The 19435-nt window shown below is 65.1% G+C and carries 21 protein-coding genes, 1 tRNA gene and 1 pseudogene; 17 read left to right on the top strand and 6 right to left on the bottom strand.

Going from position 1 to position 19435, the window contains the following annotated elements:
* Nucleotides 1–222, bottom strand: a 222-nt coding sequence (locus tag H3O04_RS23290; protein WP_237666391.1) for an FAD-binding protein, incomplete at its 3' end; no start/stop codon positions are given.
* Between the two features lie 107 nt (nt 223–329).
* Here H3O04_RS23290 and H3O04_RS23285 point away from each other — a divergent pair.
* Together H3O04_RS23285 and H3O04_RS23280 are read left to right on the top strand one after the other, a co-directional pair.
* The gene (locus tag H3O04_RS23285) at nt 330–1112 is read left to right on the top strand and encodes an SDR family oxidoreductase (protein WP_011545236.1); all 783 of its coding nucleotides are present in this window, start codon (nt 330–332) and stop codon (nt 1110–1112) included.
* A gap of 32 nt (nt 1113–1144) precedes the next feature.
* Entirely contained in the window at nt 1145–1585 is a 441-nt protein-coding gene (locus H3O04_RS23280; protein WP_054927664.1) for an acyl-CoA thioesterase, read from the top strand.
* 117 nt (nt 1586–1702) lie between these two features.
* Here H3O04_RS23280 and H3O04_RS23275 read toward each other — a convergent pair whose 3' ends face one another.
* Nucleotides 1703–2248 carry a LuxR C-terminal-related transcriptional regulator gene (locus tag H3O04_RS23275; RefSeq protein ID WP_012328362.1) on the bottom strand — a complete coding sequence of 182 codons (546 nt, stop codon included), beginning with the start codon at nt 2246–2248 and terminating at the stop codon, nt 1703–1705.
* A gap of 220 nt (nt 2249–2468) precedes the next feature.
* Between H3O04_RS23275 and H3O04_RS23270 the strand changes: the two genes are divergently transcribed.
* Both H3O04_RS23270 and H3O04_RS23265 read left to right on the top strand, forming a co-directional pair.
* A complete protein-coding gene (locus H3O04_RS23270; RefSeq protein ID WP_054927665.1) occupies nt 2469–3173 on the top strand; it encodes a CoA transferase subunit A in 705 nt (234 codons plus the stop codon).
* Between the two features lies 1 nt (nt 3174).
* Nucleotides 3175–3816: a CoA transferase subunit B gene (locus H3O04_RS23265; protein ID WP_054927666.1), complete on the top strand. Its 642-nt coding sequence runs from the start codon at nt 3175–3177 to the stop codon at nt 3814–3816.
* Between the two features lie 80 nt (nt 3817–3896).
* Here H3O04_RS23265 and H3O04_RS23260 read toward each other — a convergent pair whose 3' ends face one another.
* Genes H3O04_RS23260 through H3O04_RS23250 form a run of 3 tightly spaced genes read right to left on the bottom strand, consistent with a single transcriptional unit; the run spans nt 3897 to nt 6225 of the window.
* Complete coding sequence (locus tag H3O04_RS23260; RefSeq protein WP_054927667.1) at nt 3897–4610, bottom strand: SDR family oxidoreductase; 714 nt, start codon at nt 4608–4610, stop codon at nt 3897–3899.
* A gap of 38 nt (nt 4611–4648) precedes the next feature.
* Nucleotides 4649–5656 (bottom strand): polysaccharide deacetylase family protein, encoded by a 1008-nt coding sequence (locus tag H3O04_RS23255; protein WP_054927668.1) that lies wholly within the window; start codon nt 5654–5656, stop codon nt 4649–4651.
* An 11-nt stretch (nt 5657–5667) separates the two neighbouring features.
* On the bottom strand, nt 5668–6225 hold the full coding sequence (locus tag H3O04_RS23250) for an ester cyclase (RefSeq protein WP_054927669.1): 558 nt from the start codon (nt 6223–6225) through the stop codon (nt 5668–5670).
* A 135-nt stretch (nt 6226–6360) separates the two neighbouring features.
* On the opposite strand from H3O04_RS23250, the gene H3O04_RS23245 reads away from it, so the two are divergent.
* From H3O04_RS23245 to H3O04_RS23185, 13 genes are all read left to right on the top strand, one after another.
* A complete protein-coding gene (locus H3O04_RS23245) occupies nt 6361–7269 on the top strand; it encodes a LysR family transcriptional regulator (protein WP_054927670.1) in 909 nt (302 codons plus the stop codon).
* Nucleotides 7270–7393: 124 nt separating this feature from the next.
* On the top strand, nt 7394–8290 hold the full coding sequence (locus H3O04_RS23240; protein ID WP_054927671.1) for an alpha/beta fold hydrolase: 897 nt from the start codon (nt 7394–7396) through the stop codon (nt 8288–8290).
* 80 nt (nt 8291–8370) lie between these two features.
* Nucleotides 8371–8724 (top strand): RidA family protein, encoded by a 354-nt coding sequence (locus tag H3O04_RS23235; protein WP_006486103.1) that lies wholly within the window; start codon nt 8371–8373, stop codon nt 8722–8724.
* Between the two features lie 39 nt (nt 8725–8763).
* On the top strand, nt 8764–11001 hold the full coding sequence (locus H3O04_RS23230; RefSeq protein WP_011694268.1) for a RelA/SpoT family protein: 2238 nt from the start codon (nt 8764–8766) through the stop codon (nt 10999–11001).
* An 84-nt stretch (nt 11002–11085) separates the two neighbouring features.
* Nucleotides 11086–11162: transfer RNA gene (locus tag H3O04_RS23225), tRNA-Val, on the top strand.
* A gap of 272 nt (nt 11163–11434) precedes the next feature.
* On the top strand, nt 11435–13342 hold the full coding sequence (gene thrS, locus H3O04_RS23220) for a threonine--tRNA ligase (protein WP_006476187.1): 1908 nt from the start codon (nt 11435–11437) through the stop codon (nt 13340–13342).
* Nucleotides 13343–13391: 49 nt separating this feature from the next.
* A complete protein-coding gene (gene infC, locus H3O04_RS23215) occupies nt 13392–13916 on the top strand; it encodes a translation initiation factor IF-3 (protein ID WP_071734130.1) in 525 nt (174 codons plus the stop codon).
* A gap of 190 nt (nt 13917–14106) precedes the next feature.
* Complete coding sequence (gene rpmI / locus H3O04_RS23210) at nt 14107–14304, top strand: 50S ribosomal protein L35 (protein ID WP_004191477.1); 198 nt, start codon at nt 14107–14109, stop codon at nt 14302–14304.
* A gap of 30 nt (nt 14305–14334) precedes the next feature.
* Complete coding sequence (gene rplT / locus H3O04_RS23205) at nt 14335–14694, top strand: 50S ribosomal protein L20 (protein ID WP_004192938.1); 360 nt, start codon at nt 14335–14337, stop codon at nt 14692–14694.
* 149 nt (nt 14695–14843) lie between these two features.
* Nucleotides 14844–15857, top strand: coding sequence for a phenylalanine--tRNA ligase subunit alpha (gene pheS, locus H3O04_RS23200; protein ID WP_006486107.1), 1014 nt, complete (start codon nt 14844–14846; stop codon nt 15855–15857).
* Nucleotides 15858–15955: 98 nt separating this feature from the next.
* Nucleotides 15956–18385 carry a phenylalanine--tRNA ligase subunit beta gene (pheT, locus tag H3O04_RS23195; protein ID WP_124477869.1) on the top strand — a complete coding sequence of 810 codons (2430 nt, stop codon included), beginning with the start codon at nt 15956–15958 and terminating at the stop codon, nt 18383–18385.
* A gap of 72 nt (nt 18386–18457) precedes the next feature.
* Nucleotides 18458–18844: an integration host factor subunit alpha gene (locus tag H3O04_RS23190; RefSeq protein ID WP_006486093.1), complete on the top strand. Its 387-nt coding sequence runs from the start codon at nt 18458–18460 to the stop codon at nt 18842–18844.
* A 56-nt stretch (nt 18845–18900) separates the two neighbouring features.
* Nucleotides 18901–19314: a MerR family transcriptional regulator gene (locus tag H3O04_RS23185; RefSeq protein WP_043888365.1), complete on the top strand. Its 414-nt coding sequence runs from the start codon at nt 18901–18903 to the stop codon at nt 19312–19314.
* A 16-nt stretch (nt 19315–19330) separates the two neighbouring features.
* Here H3O04_RS23185 and H3O04_RS23180 read toward each other — a convergent pair.
* A pseudogene (locus H3O04_RS23180) lies at nt 19331–19435 on the bottom strand (IS110 family transposase); the annotation flags it as partial.

The following is a 19435-nucleotide window of genomic DNA, read 5'->3' as shown; positions in this document are numbered from 1 at the left end:
GCACACGCCGATCTCGGTGCCTTTCTCGACGGCCAGCTGCTTGAGCCGGATCGCGGCAGACAGCCCGGCCGGGCCGCCGCCGACGATCACGACGTCGTATTCCATCGATTCGCGCGGGCCGTATTGCTCGATGAGGCTTGCGGGGGTCATTGGCGTTCCTCTAACCGTTAGAATGCTTTTATTCGGGAGCGTATTGTCTGCGAAACGAAACGCTTGCCGCAACAACATGCGGGTAGATTAGCACGATCGTTCTATTTTTTGTGCTAGGGTAATGCCGCCCGGGCTGTGCCGCCGGGGCTGGCGAAACGACATCGAAAGGGGATGTGTAAATGGGTCGATCGATCAATCTGGAAGGCAAGGTTGCGCTGGTGACGGGCGCGTCGAGCGGCCTCGGGCAGCGTTTTGCGCAGGTGCTGTCGCAAGCCGGCGCGAAGGTCGTGCTCGCGAGCCGCCGCGTCGAGCGCCTGAAGGAGCTGCGCGCGGAGATCGAGGCGGCGGGTGGCGCCGCGCACGTCGTGTCGCTCGACGTGACCGATGTCCAGAGCATCAAGGCGGCCGTCGCGCATGCGGAGACGGAAGCCGGCACGATCGACATTCTCGTGAACAATTCGGGTGTGTCGACGATGCAGAAGCTCGTCGACGTGACGCCGGCGGATTTCGAGTTCGTGTTCGATACGAACACGCGCGGCGCATTTTTCGTCGCGCAGGAAGTCGCGAAGCGGATGATCATGCGCGCGAACGGCGGCGGCAACGGCAAGCCGCCATGCCGGATCATCAACATCGCGTCGGTGGCCGGGCTGCGCGTGTTCCCGCAAATCGGGCTGTACGCGATGAGCAAGGCCGCGGTCGTGCAGATGACGCGCGCGATGGCGCTGGAGTGGGGCCGTCACGGGATCAACGTGAACGCGATCTGCCCGGGCTATATCGATACCGAAATCAATCACTACCTGTGGGAAACCGAGCAGGGCCAGAAGCTGCAGTCGATGCTGCCGCGCCGGCGCGTCGGCAAGCCGCAGGATCTCGACGGGCTGTTGTTGCTGCTCGCGGCCGACGAGTCGCAGTTCATCAATGGCTCGATCATCTCCGCAGACGACGGCTTCGGCCTCGCCTGAGCGGGTGACATTCAGCAACGAAGAAGACTGCAATGAGCGCAACAAGCGATTACTCCCCCGTTTTTGAGATGTCGATGCCGATCCGCTGGGGCGACATGGACGCGTTCGGCCATGTGAACAACACGGTCTATTTCCGCTACATGGAGCAGGCGCGGATCTCGTGGTTCGAGCAGCTCGGCATTGCCGGCGGCAACGGCGAGGGGCAGGGGCCCGTCATCGTCACCGCGTCGATGGAATTCCTCAAGCAGTTGCACTATCCGGGCGACGTGATCGCGAGGATGTCGGCCGCGAAGCCCGGCCGAAGCAGTTTCGATACCGGGTTCGAGCTCACGCGCGCGGACGATCCGCAGCATGTCTACGCACGCGGCAACGCGCGCTGCGTGTGGGTCGACTACGCGCTCGGCAAGTCGGTGCCGCTGCCGCCCCTGCTGCGCGACACGATCGAGCGCGCGCTCGCGACGAAAGTCAGCTGAGCGTGCATACCGGCAGGCCGGCACCGGGTCGTCGGTGGCGCGCCGTGCCCGTTGTTTCCCCCGGTCGGCCGCCGCGTGCGGCCGATCGTCATTCGAGCGCTGCGACGCAATGCGCGCTCACTGCCCGAGCAGTCGCTGCAGCAGCTCCGGCGTATTGTTCGTCCCGTATTTGCGCATCAGCCGGGCGCGGTAGATGTCGACCGTGCGCGAGCTGATGTCGAGTACGCGCCCGATCTGCTTGCTGGTCTTGCCGGTCGCGAGCTGGGCGGCGATCTCGCGCTCGCGCGGGGTCAGCTCGACCGCGACGCGGCGCGTCGCGCTCAAATCCTCGAAGGTCCAGACGCCCGCCGCGAGCGGCGCGGTGCGGTCGAGCGCGCGGCCCGTCACATGGCACCAGAACAGCTCGCCGTCCGCGCGTTTCATGATTCTGTCATCCGAGTAGACGCCGTTCGCGACCATCACGCGTGCGATGCGCTCGCCGATTCGCTGGAATTCGTCCGTCGACGGGTAGAGCACCGCGTACGATTTCCCGATCAGGTCGGCCCGCGCGCAGCGGAAGATCGACGCGAGCGCGTCGTTGCAGTCCTCGATCACGCGGTCGCGCGACAGCACGAGGCCGAGCGGCGCGAGGTGGAAGGCGGTCTGGTAATCGAGATCGGGCATGGCGCAGGCAGGCGGAGGGAAATGCTTATGTATTTTTGCGTATTGTGCCGCATCCGCGCCGCATCGTACCCTTTCAGGCATCTCGCGGCGGTGTGTCGCGACATAAAAACAGCGTGCTTCGACGCAGGCATTGCCGCGCATGCATAGAATGGTGCGGCGGGCTTGCGCCACGTGGCGCGTGAACCGGTTTTGCTGGTTTCCATAGAGGAAGGGACAACTGATGAACAAAGTCTATCCAAGCGCGGCTGCCGCGCTGGAGGGGGTCGTCCGTGACGGACAGACCTTCGCGGTGGGCGGCTTCGGCCTGTGCGGGATTCCCGAGGCGCTGATCGCGGCGTTGCGCGATTCGGCCGTCAAGGGCATCACCTGCATCAGCAACAACGCGGGCGTCGACGGTTTCGGCCTCGGCCTGCTGCTGGAAACGCGCCAGATCAAGAAGATGATCTCGTCGTACGTCGGCGAGAACAAGGAGTTCGAGCGGCAGTACCTGGCCGGCGAGCTCGAGCTCGAATTCACGCCGCAGGGCACGCTCGCCGAAAAGCTGCGCGCGGGCGGTGCGGGCATCCCCGCGTTCTTCACGAATACCGGCTACGGCACCGTGATCGCGGAAGGCAAGGAAACGCGCCAGTTCGGCGATCGCCACTACGTGCTCGAGCCGTCGCTGACGGCCGACGTCGCGCTCGTCAAGGCGTGGAAGGCCGACAAGTCCGGCAACCTGATCTATCGCCGCACCGCGCGCAACTTCAACCCGATGTGCGCGATGGCCGGCAAGATCACCGTGGTCGAAGTCGAGGAGATCGTCGAGAACGGTACGCTCGATCCGGATCAGGTCCATACGCCGGGGATCTTCGTGCAGCGCATCGTGCTGAACGCGACGCCCGAAAAACGCATCGAACAACGCGTCGTACGCGCGAAAGGAGACTGACATGGCCTGGAATCGTGACCAGATGGCCGCGCGCGCGGCGAAGGAACTGCAGGACGGCTTCTACGTGAACCTCGGCATCGGCCTGCCGACGCTCGTCGCGAACCACGTGCCGGACGGCGTCGAGGTGTGGCTGCAGTCGGAGAACGGCCTGCTCGGCATCGGCCCGTCGCCGACCGAGGACGAAGTCGACGCCGATCTGATCAACGCCGGCAAGCAGACCGTCACGACGCTGCCCGGTTCGTCGATCTTCTCGTCGGCCGATTCGTTCGCTATGATCCGCGGCGGCCACATCAACCTCGCGATCCTCGGCGCGATGCAGGTCAGCAAGCAGGGCGACCTCGCGAACTGGATGATCCCGGGCAAGATGATCAAGGGGATGGGCGGCGCGATGGACCTCGTCGCGGGAGTGGGGCGTGTCGTCGTGCTGATGGAGCATGTCGCAAAGGGCGATCAGCACAAGATCCTCGAAGAATGCAACTTGCCGCTCACGGGTGTCGGCGTGGTCGACCTGATCATCACCGATCTCGGCGTGATCGAAGTGACGCCGGCCGGGTTGAAGGTGCTCGAACTGGCCGACGGCGTGAGCGCCGACGAGATCCAGGCGAAGACGGGCGCACCGCTCGACGTCAGCGCCGTGGCCTGAGCACTACCCTGGTGCGTGATCCTCGACGCCCCGCGTTCCCGACGGAACGCGGGGCGTTTTGTCATGAACGCACGCACGCGTCACGCAATCGAGCCGCCGCCGTCGATCAGCACCGTCGAGCCGGTTGCGTAGGGCGTGACCGCCAGATACAGGATCGCATTCGCGACATCCTCCGGTTGGCCGACCCTGCGTGCGGGAAGCCGCTGGGCGGCGCCGGCGTACATCGCGTCACGTGCGTCGGGCGCGAGCTTGTCCCACAGCGGCGTGGCGATCAGGCCGGGCGACACGGTGTTCACGCGAACCGGCGCCAGCTCGAGCGCCAGCCCGCGGGCGAGGGCCTCGAGCGCCGCGTTGATCGCGCCTTGCAGCACCGACGACGCGCTCGGCCGCACGCTCAGGTAGCCCGACACGAACGTCAGCGAGCCGCCGGGCGCGATATCGATCGCGCGGGCGATGCGGTAGGCGCCCCAGAACTTGCTGTTCATCGCTGCCTGCGCGTCGGCGAGCGGCAGCGCACGGACCGCGCCCGTGGCCGTCTTCGCGGCAGAAATCACGACGTGGTCGAACTGGCCGGCGCGTGCGCAGAACGCATCGACGTCCGCCGTATCGGTGATGTCGAGCGTTTCGGTCCGCACGTGCGCGCCCGGCAGGGCGTCGATGTCGAACCGGCGTGGATCGCGCGAAGCGATCGTCACCCGCGCGCCGCGCCGCGCGAATGCCGCTGCGGTGGCGGCGCCGATGCCGGAGCTGCCGCCGACGACGAGTACTGTCTTTCCGTGGAGCAGATCGTCCATGAAAGTCTCTCCTGGGTGGTGAGTTGAACGGAATCCGGTCAGATCGTTTCGGTCTCGCGCAGCGTCGACGGGCTGTGCAGCGCGAAGCGCGCAATGTCGTCCTTGCGCATGAAAGCGACCCCGGGGTGTGATCGAGCGTAGTGCAGGAAGTCGTCCCACGCGCGGACCATCTGCGGCGTGCCGCTGATCCGGTCGTGCGCACTGATCGACATCAATCTGCGCCGCTGCCCGGCTTCCGCGTACAGCTGGTCGAAATCGAGCTTGATCTGCTCGACGAACATCGTCGGCGAGTAGTGGCGGCCTTCGATCAGCAGGATGTCGTTGTTGCGCAGCGTGTACGGGACCACCACGAAATCGCGGCCGCCGACGGTCTCGATGAACGGTTCGTCGCGACTGACGTCGTCGATGTGATACGTATAGCCGAGTTCCTGCAGCAGCGACAACGTCTGCGGGCCGCGCCGCAGCCAGTTGCAGTTGTAGCCGGTCGGACGCTGGCCGGTCGCCGCTTCGACCATGTCGCGCGCGTCGGTCAGGAAGCGGCGCTCGTCGTCGCGGCTCATCGCGAATTGGGCGCGCCACGTCGGGCCGTGCGCGGCGGCTTCGTGGCCGCGCGATACGATCTCGCGCGCCAGTTCGGGGTGCCGGCGCGCGGCTTCCCCGATCATGTGCGACGTCACTTTCACGCCGTGCCGGTCCCACAGGTCGAGCAGGCGCGGAATGCCTTCCCGGTAGCCATACGCGAACCAGGTGGCCGATGCGAGATCGACCGGCACCGACGACGGAAACGCGACGGCCGGAAACGGACTGTCCGCGCCCGTGGGCGGTTGTCCGCCCGCCTCGAACTGCATCGAGATCGAGATCACGAGCCGCGCGCCGTCCGGCCAGAACGGCGTGGCGCCCGGTGTCGCGGGCGCCGGCACCGGCGCGCCGGCACGCACGGACGTGCTTGCGGCCAGCGCGACGCCAGCCGCGAGCCCGGCGCCGGCCTGGGCCAGGAAGGTGCGGCGCGGCAGCGGCGTCGCGGGCGTGTCGTTACCGTGAGTCATCGTCTCCTCCGTCAGCCGACGAGCCCGAGCTGACGCATCAGCGTCAGGTTGTCCTCGATATGCCAGTTTTCCGCGATCCGGCCGTGGTCGATCCGGTAGATATCGGTCGCGATGAAGTCGATTGCCTGCCCGTGCCCGGCCGTTCCGTTGAACGCGCCGGTGAAATGCCCGCGGAAATGCAGGTGCACGACGACCCGGTCGCCAGCGACGATCATCTGTTCGATGTCGCAGCGCAGATCCGGGATCGCGTCGCGCATCGTGCTGGAGGCCGCGAGCGGCCCCGCTGCGCCTTGTTCGCGGCCGGGCGGCAGCGTGCGGTCGGTGAAGTCGGTGGCGAGTGCCGCGCGGGCGAGTGCGGGGTCGCCGGTATTCCAGAAGCTGCCGTAGCGGCGCGCGGCCAGGATTTGCGCGCGGGCCTGCGCGGCCGGCAAGCCTGCCGCGATGGTCAGGCTGTGCGGCGCGACGAGATCGGCGGCACGGGCGGCGGCGGGCCAGAGCGCCACGACGCAAGCGGCTGCCGCGAAGGCGTGCGCGACAGGGCGGGCGGCTGAACGAAGGCGGATCGACATGGTTGCAAGGGTCCTGTGAAGAGCGTCATGCGACGACGCGGAACAGGTATGGTAGGTTTCCGTTCTGAATGCAAATACGGGCAAGAAGCGAATGGATTCTTCGAAAAAAGGAAAGGTTGGGGTGAGGCGGGCGCCATGACGCTGATCGACGATTTCCCCGCGCTCGATACGTTCGCGCGGATCGTATCGGCCGGCAGCCTGTCGGCGGCGGCGCGCGAGCTCGACCTGTCGTTGTCGGTCGTCAGCAAGCGGCTCGCGCATCTCGAGTCGCGGCTCGGCGTGCGCCTGCTGCACCGGACGACGCGGCAGCAGACGCTCACCGACGACGGCGCGCAGTTTCATGCGCAGGTCCTGCGCATCCTGGCCGAAGTCGAGCATGCGGAAACGCTGATGCGCGACCGCCGCGGCACGGTCAGCGGCGTGCTGCGCGTGACGGCGCCCGGCGAACTCGGCCGCCTCCGAATCGCGCCGCTCGTCGCGGCATTTCAGCAGCGGCATCCGCAATTGACCGTGCAGTTGATGCTGACCGATGCGGTCGTCGATCTGCTCGCAGCCGACATCGACGTCGCCGTGCGGATCGGCAATCTCGCCGATTCGACGATGATCGCGCGCGAGCTGGCGCCGAATCACCGCGTGCTGTGCGCGTCGCCGGGCTATCTCGCGGCGCACGGCTGGCCCGCCCATCCGGCCGAGCTGCGTGCGCATCGATGCATCGTGATGGGCGACCAGCCGCGTGCCGAATGGCGGTTCGATGGCGCGCAAGGCGGCGTGGCGGTCGAGGTGACGGCCGCGCTGCTGACGAACGACGGCGGCGCGGCGCGTACGCTGGCGCTCGAAGGCGCGGGCATTGCGTTGAAGTCGATCTGGGACGTCGGCGCCGATCTCGACGCCGGCCGGCTCGTGCGTGTGCTGCCGGCCTTCGAGGCATCCGCCGCGCCGTTGCATGCCGTTTATCCCGGCGCTCGCCATGTGCCGTTGCGGGTGCGGACATTCGTCGATTTCCTGCGCGAGCAGTTGCGGGACGCGTGGCGTCGCAACGATTGAACCCGTCCCGGGTGGTGGGCCGGAGCGCGTGGCGCCCCGTCATTCCGAAGCGGTTTACAATCGTTTGCATCGGGCGCCGCAAGCGTTGTCCCGCGCGTCGCCCCCGTTCGACAGGATGCCAACGATGCCAACGATCCCAGCGAATCCCCCGGTTCCCCGCCAGCGGCGCGTGCAGTGTGCGAGCGCGGCCGGCCTTCACCACGTCGCCTATACCGAGTGGGGCGATCCCGCGAATCCGCGCGTGCTCGTCTGCGTGCACGGCCTGACCCGCTCCGGGCGCGATTTCGACCGGCTTGCCGCTGCGCTGTCCGATACGTATCGCGTCGTCTGCCCCGATGTCGTCGGGCGCGGCCAATCGGACCGGTTGGCCGATCCGCGGCACTATGCGATTCCGCAGTACGTGGCCGACATGGTGACGCTGATCGCACGGCTCGACGTCGAATCGGTCGACTGGTTCGGTACGTCGATGGGCGGCCTGATCGGCATGGCGCTCGCCGGGCTCCCCGGTTCGCCGCTGCGCCGGATGATCGTCAACGACGTCGGCCCGCGCATCGAGCCCGATTCGTTGACGCGCATCGGCGAGTACCTCGGCGTGCAGCCGCGCTTTGCGACCGAGCAGGAGGGGATCGACTACCTGACGTCGCTGTCGCTGCCGTTCGGTGCGCTGAGCGCCGACGAGTGGCGCGAGATCAACGGGCCGCTGCTGCACGAACTGCCCGAAGGCGGCTGGACGATGCGCTACGACCCGCGCATCGCCGAGCCGTTCAAGGCGACGACGCCCGAACTGGCCGCGCTTGGCGAGGCCGCGCTGTGGCGTGCGATCGAGACGACGGATGCGACGCTCCTCGTCGTGCGCGGCGAGACGTCCGACTTGCTGTCGCGCGAGACGGCGGCCGAAATGGTCCGTCGCGGCCGGCACGTGACGCAGGTCGAGATTCCGGGGGCGGGTCATGCGCCGGCCTTCGTCAGCGCCGACCAGATTGCGCTCGCACGGCGGTTTTTCGTCGAAGGCGGCGCATAAACGCGTCATAATGTGCGGTTCGGCGGCACGCGGGCCGTGCCGCCGCCCGATTTCCTATCCATCACGACCGGAACATTTTCATGGCAGTCATTCGTCACCACGTCGGGGCCCGTCTCTCCGAAACCGCGATCCACAACGGTACCGTGTATCTGGCCGGCCAGATCGCCGAAGACACCACGCAGGACATCCGCGGCCAGACGCGCGAAGTGCTCGGCCACATCGATCGCCTGCTCGCCGAAGCGAACAGCGACAAGGCGCATCTGCTGTCAGTGCAGATCTACATCTCGGATCTGGCGAACTTCGAAGGCATGAATGCGGAGTGGGACGCATGGGTCGCACCGGGCAACACGCCGCCGCGCGCCACCGTCGAGGCGAAGCTCGCCGATCCGGCGCTGCTCGTCGAGATCGTGGTCGTCGCCGCGCAGCGGAGCTGAGCGTTATCCGACGATGACCGTATTCCGGCAGGCCGTGCAATGACCGAATCCGTTTCCGCCTCTCCCGTCGCGGCGCCGTCGTTCGACGACGTGCTCGCGTTCGTGCGCGAGCGGGCCGGCGACGCGCGCCTGTCGTCCGGCGAGCTGCTCGCCGATCACTCGGCGGGCACGGCGGCGATCATGCGCACGCTGAACGTCGATCCGCACGCGATGCAGGCCGCCGCGCTGTTCGTGCTGACGCCGCACCTGAGCGACCCCGAGCGCGAGCTGACCGAGCGTTTTGGCGACGAAGTCGCGCGGCTCGTGTCCGACGTGCGCAAGCTGTTGCGGCTCGGCACCGTCAGCCTGCGCGCCGCGCAGAATGCCGCGAAGCCCGACTCCGGGCGCGACGCGGCGGAAGAGCGGCGCACGCAAATCGAGGCGCTGCGCAAGATGCTGCTCGCGTTCGCGCAGGACATCCGCGTGGTGCTGATCCGGCTCGCGTCGCGGTTGCAGTCGCTGCGCTACTACGCGGCCGCGAAGCTCGATCCACCGCCCGACGTCGCGCGCGAGACGCTCGAGATCTATGCGCCGCTCGCGAACCGTCTCGGTATCTGGCAACTGAAGTGGGAGCTCGAGGATCTCGCGTTCCGCTTCGAAGATCCCGTCACCTACAAGCGGATCGCGAAGCTGCTCGACGAGAAGCGCATCGAGCGCGAGGCGTACGTGACGCAGGCGATCGCGCGGCTGCAGCACGAGCTCGCGCAAGCGCACATCCAGGCCGACGTGAGCGGCCGGCCGAAGCATATCTACAGCATCTGGCGCAAGATGCGCGGCAAGGAGCTCGACTTCTCCGAGCTGTACGACGTGCGCGCGTTTCGCGTGATCGTGCCCGACATCAAGGATTGCTACGCGGTGCTGGGCATCGTGCATCACCTGTGGCAGCCGGTGCCGAAGGAATTCGACGACTACATCTCGCGGCCGAAGCCGAACGGCTACAAGTCGCTGCATACGGTCGTGATCGGCGACGACGGCCGTGCGTTCGAAGTGCAGATCCGCACGCAGGAGATGCATCGTTTCGCCGAGTACGGCGTCGCCGCGCACTGGCGTTACAAGGAGGCCGGCGCGCGCGGCTACGGCGGCCAGTTCTCCGCGAGCGACAAGTACGACGAGAAGATCGCGTGGCTGCGCCAGTTGCTCGCGTGGAAGGACGACGTCGAGGACGGCACCGAAGTGTCGGGCGATCAGGCGTGGGCGCAATTGCGCGAGACGTCGCTCGACGACGACCACATCTATGTACTGACGCCGCAGGCGCGCGTGATCGCGCTGCCGCAGGGCGCGACGCCGGTCGATTTCGCGTATCACCTGCACAGCGAGCTCGGCCATCGCTGCCGTGGCGCGCGCGTCGACGGCGTGATGGTGCCGCTGAACACGTCGCTGGCGAACGGGCAGACGGTCGAGATCGTCGCGGTGAAGGAAGGCGGGCCGTCGCGCGACTGGCTGAACCTGCAGCTCGGTTACCTGAAGAGCTCGCGCGCGCGGCAGAAGGTGCGTGCGTGGTTCAACTCGATCGAGCAGGAAGAAAACGTCGCGCACGGGCGCGCGCTCGTCGAAAAGACGCTGCAGCGCGAGGGCAAGACGTCGGTCAACCTGGACAACCTCGCCGCGAAGCTCGGCTTCAAGTCACCCGAGGAGTTGTTCTCGGTCGTCGGCAAGGAAGAGTTCAGCCTGCGCAACGTCGAACACGCGCTGTCCGATGCGCCGCCGCCGGAACCGGCGCCCGAGGCGCCGGCCGATTTCGAGAAGCGCAGCAGCGGCGCGAGCGTCGCGCACGGCGCGTCGACCGGCGTGCTGGTGGTGGGCGTCGACGCGCTGCTGACGCAGTTGGCGCGCTGCTGCCGTCCGGCGCCGCCTGATCCGATCAGCGGTTTCGTCACGCGCGGCAAGGGAATGTCGATTCATCGCAGCGACTGCCCGACGTTTCGCCGGATGGTCGAGCGCGCGCCGGAGCGCGTGTTGCAGACGACCTGGTCGGCCGACGTGCTGGGCGGGCGCGGCGCGTCCGTGTATCCGGTCGACCTGATGATCGAGGCGAGCGACCGGCAAGGGTTGCTGCGCGATATCTCCGAAGTGTTCGCACGCGAAAAGATCAATGTCGTGGGCGTGAAGACGCAGAGTCGCCGCAATGCGGCATTCATGCAGTTCACGGTCGAGGTATCGAATTCGGCGCAGGTGCAGCGCGCGTGCACGCTGCTCGGCGAGGTGCAGGGCGTCGTGCGGGCAGGGCGGAAATCGTGATGGGGTTGGAACGGCATTGTTTTGCTGCGACCGCATAAAACACTTGCCAAGTCGGTAGCCGCTCCATATAATCTTAGCTTCTCTAGGCTCGTAGCTCAGTTGGTTAGAGCACCACCTTGACATGGTGGGGGTCGTTGGTTCGAATCCAATCGAGCCTACCAACGAATTGAGAATGCCCGGCCTCCGGGTGTTCAGTGCAGTACACAACTCAACGCGAACAAGGCGAATACGGTTATGACACCGCGAACGTTGACCGAAACCACTTCGGAGCGACGCTAGTCGAGGAACGTTTTCGCCCTTTCAGTTTGAGTGAAGTATCGAATGCGGCCCCTCGAAAGCGGGGCCGCATTTTTTTTGTCGCGAATTTTTTGACGCGTGAGTTCGATCTCGCGTACCTGGTCTGCCGCCCACTGTCGGCATCACGGAGATTGCTATGGTTTCGATACGCTTGCCTGACGGCTCAGTTCGACAATACGAGCATCCGGTGACAGTTGCCGAGGTTGCGGCCTCGATCGGTCCCGGCCTTGCGAAGGCTGCGCTTGGTGGCAAGCTCGATGGCGAGCTCGTTGATACGTCGACGGTGATCGACCGCGACGCGTCGCTCGCGATCGTCACGGACAAGGATGCCGACGGCCTCGACATCATCCGCCACTCGACCGCCCACTTGCTCGCGTATGCGGTGAAGGAGCTGTATCCGGACGCGCAGGTGACGATCGGCCCGGTGATCGACAACGGTTTCTATTACGACTTCTCGTACAACCGCCCGTTTACGCCGGAAGATCTGGAAAAGATCGAAAAGCGCATGCAGGAACTCGCGAAGAAGGACGAGCCGGTCACGCGCCGTGTCGTGTCGCGTGACGAAGCGGCCGGTTACTTCCGCAGCATCGGCGAGAAGTACAAGGCCGAGATCATCGAATCGATTCCGCAAAGCGACGAAATCAAGCTGTACTCGCACGGCGGCTTCACCGATCTGTGCCGCGGCCCGCACGTGCCGTCCACCGGCAAGCTGAAGGTCTTCAAGCTGATGAAGGTCGCGGGCGCGTACTGGCGCGGCGATTCGAAGAACGAGCAGCTGCAGCGTATCTACGGTACGGCCTGGACGAAGAAGGAAGACCAGGATCAGTACCTGCACATGCTCGAGGAAGCGGAAAAGCGCGACCACCGCAAGCTGGGCAAGCAGCTCGACCTGTTCCACATGCAGGAAGAGTCGCCGGGCATGGTGTTCTGGCATCCGAAGGGCTGGGCGCTGTGGCAGCAGGTCGAGCAGTACATGCGCCGCCGCGTCAACGAAGCCGGTTATCTCGAGATCAAGACGCCGATGATCATGGACCGCTCGCTGTGGGAAGCGTCGGGCCACTGGCAGAACTATCGCGAGAACATGTTCACGACGGAGTCGGAGAAGCGCGACTACGCGATCAAGCCGATGAACTGCCCGGGCCACGTCCAGGTGTTCAAGCACGGCCTGCGCTCGTATCGCGACCTGCCGCTGCGTTACGCGGAATTCGGCTCGTGCCACCGCAACGAGGCATCGGGCGCGCTGCACGGCCTGATGCGCGTGCGCGGCTTCGTGCAGGACGACGCGCACATCTTCTGTACGGAAGACCAATTCATCTCGGAATCGATCGCGTTCAACACGCTGGCCATGAGCGTGTACAAGGACTTCGGTTTCGATCACATCGACATCAAGTTGTCGCTGCGTCCCGACCAGCGTGCGGGTACGGACGAGACGTGGGATCGTGCCGAGCAGGGTTTGCGCGATGCGCTGACGGCCTGCGGCCTTACGTGGGAAGAGTTGCCGGGTGAGGGCGCGTTCTACGGTCCGAAGATCGAGTATCACATCAAGGATGCGCTCGGCCGCTCGTGGCAGTGCGGCACGCTGCAGCTCGACATGGTGTTGCCGGAGCGCCTGGGGGCCGAGTACGTCGCGGAAGACAACAGCCGCCGCCGGCCGGTGATGCTGCACCGCGCGATCGTCGGTTCGATGGAGCGATTCCTCGGCATTTTGATCGAGCACCACGCTGGTGCAATGCCGGTTTGGCTCGCGCCGTACCAGGCAATTGTGCTCAATATCGCCGAAAGTCAGGCCGAATATGCGCAGTCTCTGACCCAAACGTTGCAAAAACAAGGGGTTAGAGTGGCGGCCGATTTGCGCAACGAGAAGATTAGCTATAAAATACGCGAGCACACGCTGGAAAAGGTGCCTTATCTCCTCGTCGTGGGCGATAAGGAGCGTGATGCGCAAACGGTAGCCGTGCGTGCCCGTGGCGGCGTCGATCTTGGCGTAATGCCGGTCGAAGCCTTCGTTGAGCGTCTGCAGGAAGACCTGCGCTCGTTCAAGTAACCGCCCTGGCAGCGCGGCTCGTTTTTTTAATTTTTAGAGGAAACGTAACATCGCTACTGATAAGTCGTCGCACCGCATCAACGGTGAAATCACTGCGCCGGAAGTGCGCCTGGTCGGGATCGAGAACGAACCGCTCGGTATCGTAAAACTCGCTGACGCTTTCCGTAAATCGGAAGAACTGGATGTTGACCTGGTGGAGATCGCGCCGCAAGCGGTGCCGCCGGTTTGCCGTCTGATGGATTACGGCAAGTTCAAGTACCAGGAGTCGAAGAAGCAGCACGAAGCGAAGCTGAAGCAGAAGGTCATCCAGGTCAAGGAAGTCAAGTTCCGTCCGGGTACCGATGACGGGGATTACAACGTCAAGCTCCGCAATCTCGTGCGCTTCCTCGAAGAGGGCGACAAGACGAAGATCACGTTGCGTTTCCGCGGCCGTGAAATGGCTCACCAGGAAATCGGTATGCGGATGCTCGAGCGTCTGCGCACGGATCTCGAGGAAGTCGGCCAGGTCGAGCAGATGCCGAAGATGGAAGGGCGCCAGATGATCATGGTGCTCTCGCCGAAGAAAAAGAAGTAACGGGCCCGCGCGCATCGCGCGCAGGTTCGACAGTGGTTCGGCGCGTTGCCCGGTCAGGGCGGCGCGCCAACGATGACGGCGGCTGCGCAAGCGGTTCGCCGTACACAAGTGGACTGGGTTTCGAAGGGCGGGTCAAGGGCGCAAGCCAACCGCACACCCATCGCCATCTAATAAACTGGAGTTGTTCGTCATGCCTAAGATGAAGACCAAGAAGAGCGCTGCAAAGCGCTTCGTGGTGCGTCCGGGCGGTACCGTCAAGCGCGGTCAAGCCTTCAAGCGTCACATCCTGACCAAGAAAACCACGAAGAACAAGCGCCATCTGCGCGGCGCAACGGCAGTTCATGATTCCGATCTGAACTCCGTCCGCGCGATGCTCCCGTTCGCGTAACCCCTCAACTGATACTCCAAGGAGAGAAACATGCCTCGAGTCAAACGTGGGGTAACCGCACGGGCCCGCCACAAGAAGATCATCAACCTGGCCAAGGGTTATCGCGGCCGCCGCAATAACGTCTACCGCATCGCCAAGCAGGCGGTGATGCGCGCTGGTCAGTACGCGTACCGCGATCGCCGCAACAAGAAGCGTGTGTTCCGCGCACTGTGGATCACGCGTATCAACGCGGCAGTTCGCCAGCACGACATGACCTACAGCGTGTTCATCAACGGCCTGAAGAAGGCGTCGATCGAACTCGACCGTAAGGTGCTGGCCGACATGGCGGTGTTCGACAAGGCTGCTTTTGCTGCGATCGTCAAGCAGGTGAAAGCCGCCGTTGCAGCCTAATTGCGAAATTAGCACTGCGTGGTTAGTTGCAGCGAGGTTCCGGTAGTCTCGGCCGCTGCAGCGAAAACGGGGCTCTTCCGAGCCCCTTTTTTGTTTGGCGAGGCCATTTCGCTCGCCAAGACCGAATGACGTTGGAAATGATGGGATCTATGGATCTGGACCAGATTGTCGCCGACGCGCAGCAGTCCTTCGAACAGGCTGCCGACATCACCACGCTCGAAAACGAGAAAGCACGATTTCTCGGCAAATCGGGTGCGCTGACCGAGTTGCTGAAGGGCCTCGGCAAGCTCGATCCCGAAGCACGCAAGACCGAAGGCGCACGCATCAACGTCGCGAAGCAGCAGGTTGAAGCCGCGCTCACCGCCCGTCGCCAGGCACTGGCCGACGCGCTGCTGAATCAGCGCCTCACCGCCGAAGCGATCGACGTGACGTTGCCGGGCCGCGGCGCCGGCGCAGGCAGCCTGCACCCCGTGATGCGCACGTGGGAGCGTGTCGAACAGATTTTCGGCTCGATCGGTTTCGACGTGGCCGACGGCCCCGAAATCGAGACCGACTGGTACAACTTCACGTCGCTGAACAGCCCGGAGAACCATCCGGCGCGTTCGATGCAGGACACCTTCTACGTCGAAGGCAAGGATGCCGACGGCCGCCAGCTGCTGCTGCGCACGCACACGAGCCCGATGCAGGTGCGTTACGCGCGCATGAACCGTCCGCCGATCAAGGTGATCGCGCCGGGCCGCACGTATCGCGTCGACAGCGATGCGACCCACTCGCCGATGTTCAATCAGGTCGAGGGGCTGTGGATCGACGAAAACATCAGCTTCGCCGACCTCAAGGGCGTCTATACCGACTTCCTGAAAAAATTCTTCGAGCGCGACGACATCCTCGTGCGCTTCCGTCCGTCGTATTTCCCGTTCACGGAACCGTCGGCCGAGATCGACATGATGTTCGAGCAAGGCAAGAACGCCGGCAAGTGGCTCGAAATTTCCGGCTCGGGGCAGGTGCATCCGACCGTGATCCGCAACATGGGCCTCGACCCCGAGCGCTACATCGGTTTCGCGTTCGGCAGCGGCCTCGAGCGCCTGACGATGCTGCGCTACGGCGTTCAGGATCTCCGGCTGTTCTTCGAGAACGACCTGCGTTTCCTGCGCCAGTTCGCATAACGCCGCTCGCCGCGCCGACCTGTGCCCGCGCACGCCCCCGATGGACGTTTCCGACGGGGCCCGGGCGTCGATCTAACCTGTTTCGAACGTAGACATCCATGCAATTCCCTGAATCCTGGTTGAGAACCTTTGTCGACCCGCAGCTGACGACCGACGAGCTGTCGCACGCGCTGACGATGGCGGGGCTCGAAGTCGAATCGCTGAGCAAGGCTGCGCCGCCGACGTCGAAGATCGTCGTGGGCCGCGTGCTCGAAGTCGTCAAGCATCCGGATGCGGACAAGCTCAATGTCTGCCAGGTCGACGCCGGCACCGGCGCGACGCTGAACATCGTCTGCGGCGCGCCGAACGTGGCGCCCGGCATCAAGGTGCCGGTCGCGCTGGTGGGCGCGGAACTGCCGCCGGCGGAAGAGGGCGGCAAGCCGTTCGCGATCAAGCTGTCGAAGCTGCGCGGCGTGGAGAGCCAGGGGATGCTGTGCTCGGCGCGCGAGCTGAAGTTGTCCGAGGATCACAGCGGGCTGTTGATCCTGCCGGAAGACACGCCGGTCGGCCAGGACATCCGCGAGACCCTCAATCTCGACGACACGATCTTCGAAATCAAGCTGACGCCGAACAAGGCCGACTGTCTGTCGGTGTTCGGCATCGCGCGCGAGACGGCCGCGATCACAGGCGCGCCGCTGACGCCGGTCGACATCCGCCCGGTGAACGTCGAGCTCGACGAAACGCTGCCGGTGCGCATTGCCGCGCCCGATCTGTGCGGCCGCTTCTCGGGGCGCGTGATCCGCGGCGTGAACGCGCATGCGAAGACGCCGCAGTGGATGGTCGAGCGCCTCGAGCGCTCGGGCCAGCGCAGCGTGTCCGCGCTCGTCGACATCTCGAACTACGTGATGTTCGAACTCGGCCGCCCGTCGCACGTGTTCGATCTCGACAAGATCCACGGCGGCATCGAAGTGCGCTGGGGCAAGCGCGGCGAATCGCTGAAGCTGCTCAACGGCAACACGGTCGAACTCGACGAAACGGTCGGCGTGATCGCGGACGACCGTCAGGTCGAAAGCCTGGCCGGCATCATGGGCGGCGACAGCACGGCCGTCACGCTCGATACGACCAACATCTACCTAGAAGCCGCGTTCTGGTGGCCGGACAGCATCCGCGGCCGCGCGCGCAAGTACAACTTCTCGACCGATGCGGCCCATCGCTTCGAGCGCGGCGTCGATTACGCGACGACCGTCGAGCACGTCGAGCGCATCACGCAGCTGATCCTCGAGATCTGCGGCGGCAAGGCCGGCCCGGTCGACGATCAGGCGGTGAACCTGCCGCAGCGCGCGCCGGTGAAGATGCGCGTGTCGCGCGCGAACCGCATCATCGGCGTGAAGATCGACGCCGACGAGATCGCGGACATCTTCACGCGCCTCGGCCTGCCGTTCGAGCGTGAGGACGACGCGTTCCTCGTCACGCCGCCGTCGCATCGCTTCGACATCGAGATCGAGGAAGACCTGATCGAGGAAGTGGCGCGCATCTACGGTTTCGAGAAGATCCCGGCGCGGCCGCCGGTCGCGACGAGCGAAATGCGCGCGACCCACGAGACGCGGCGTTCGATCCACGATATCCGTCACGCGCTCGCCGCGCGCGACTACGCGGAAACCGTCAACTTCAGCTTCGTCGATGCGGAGTGGGAGCACGATTTCGCGGGCAACGACAACCCGATCCGCCTGCTGAACCCGATCGCGAGCCAGCTTTCGGTGATGCGCACGACGTTGTTCGGCAGCCTGATCGCCGTGCTGCGCCACAACCTGAACCGCCGCGCCGATCGCGTGCGCGTGTTCGAATCGGGGCGCGTGTTCGTCGCCGATCCGTCGGTGAAGGCCGGCGAGCTGGCGGTCGAAGGTCATGCGCAGCCGAAGCGCGTCGGCGCACTGGCGTACGGTCCGGCACTCGACGAGCAGTGGGGCGTGGCGACCCGCGCGGTCGATTTCTTCGACGTGAAGGGCGATCTCGAAGCGCTGCTCGCGCCAGCGGTTGCGCGTTTCGTGAAGGCCGAGCATCCGGCCCTTCATCCGGGCCGCAGCGCACGGATCGAAGTCGAGGGCCGCGCGGTCGGCTGGATCGGCGAGTTGCATCCGCGCCTGATGCAGAAATACGAGCTGCCGCACCCGCCGGTGATGTTCGAAATCGACGCGGACGCGCTGATTGCCCGTACGCTGCCGGCGCCCACCGACGTGTCGAAATTCCCGCCGGTCCGTCGCGATATCGCCGTTGTCGTCGATCAGGCGGTCGAGGTTCAGGCACTTTTCGACGAAATGAAGAAGGCGCTTGCCGAAGAGGCCTGCCGATTCGTTCAGAAGGTTGTACTCTTCGACGAATTTCGTGCAAAATCAAATACTTCCGGTGGTCTTGCCGCGAACGAGAAGAGCCTTGCCTTCCGCGTGACGCTGCAGGACGCGGCTGGCACGCTGCAGGACGAGGTCGTCGATCAGGCGATTCAGACGCTGGTCGAGCGAATGGCTCGTGCCGGTGCGCGCCTGCGCGGCTAAGGAGAGGGCCCGCCCGTTCGCGGGCGGCTTTTTTCCATCGTAAGTTTTGATTCAACGCGCTGTATGGCAGATATGAACGACATGACCTCGAGTGAATTCGAAGCCCTCCTGACGGCGCAACGCAGCGCGATGAACCGCGACGCGTCGGCGCCGGCGTCCACCGAGACGCCGACGCTGACGAAGGCGGAACTGGCGGAGCTGCTGTTCGACAGCGTCGGGCTGAACAAGCGTGAAGCGAAGGACATGGTCGAGGCGTTTTTCGAAGTGATCCGCGACGCGCTCGAAAACGGCGAAAGCGTCAAGCTGTCGGGGTTCGGCAATTTCCAGCTGCGCGACAAGCCGCAGCGTCCGGGCCGCAATCCGAAGACGGGCGAGGCGATTCCGATCGCGGCCCGCCGGGTGGTAACCTTCCACGCGAGCCAGAAGCTGAAGGCGCTGGTCGAAAACGGCGCGGAGTAATACGCGCCCACGCTCCGCGCGGCCGCCGCGCCCCCCTTACCGACGGTTAACCGACGATGACCACCACGGTTGAGAAAGTCGTCTTGCCTCCGATTCCCGCGAAGCGCTACTTCACGATCGGCGAAGTCAGCGAACTATGCGGGGTCAAACCACATGTACTGCGTTACTGGGAACAGGAATTTACTCAGCTGCGTCCGGTGAAGCGGCGCGGCAACCGGCGGTATTACCAGCATCACGAAGTGCTGCTGATCCGGCGGATTCGCGAGTTGCTGTACGAGCAGGGCTTCACGATCAACGGCGCGCGCAACCGGCTCGATTCGCCGGGCAGCGAGCGGGCCGCGGCGGGGCCGGTCGAATCCGACGCGCAGGCCGTCGATGCGCGCGGCGCAGCCAGGCCGGGCGCAAACGTCGATGTGATCGCGTTGCGGCAGGCGTTGCTGGATGTGATCGACGGACTGAAACACGACTGAGTAACCGTCTTCCGAGTCAAGCCCGATGAAGTGAATCGTCCCAAGGCGTGTTGGTTTTGACCATGGCATTGAGCATGGTTAGGAGCTTGCGCATGCAGGCAACAAGCGCGACCTTGGACAG

Origin of the sequence: Burkholderia sp. KCJ3K979, from assembly GCF_016759955.1 — a bacterium.
Classification (GTDB): Bacteria; Pseudomonadota; Gammaproteobacteria; order Burkholderiales; family Burkholderiaceae; genus Burkholderia; species Burkholderia orbicola.
Note: the sequence above shows the minus strand (reverse complement) of the source record. Positions and strands in the feature narration are given on the sequence as shown.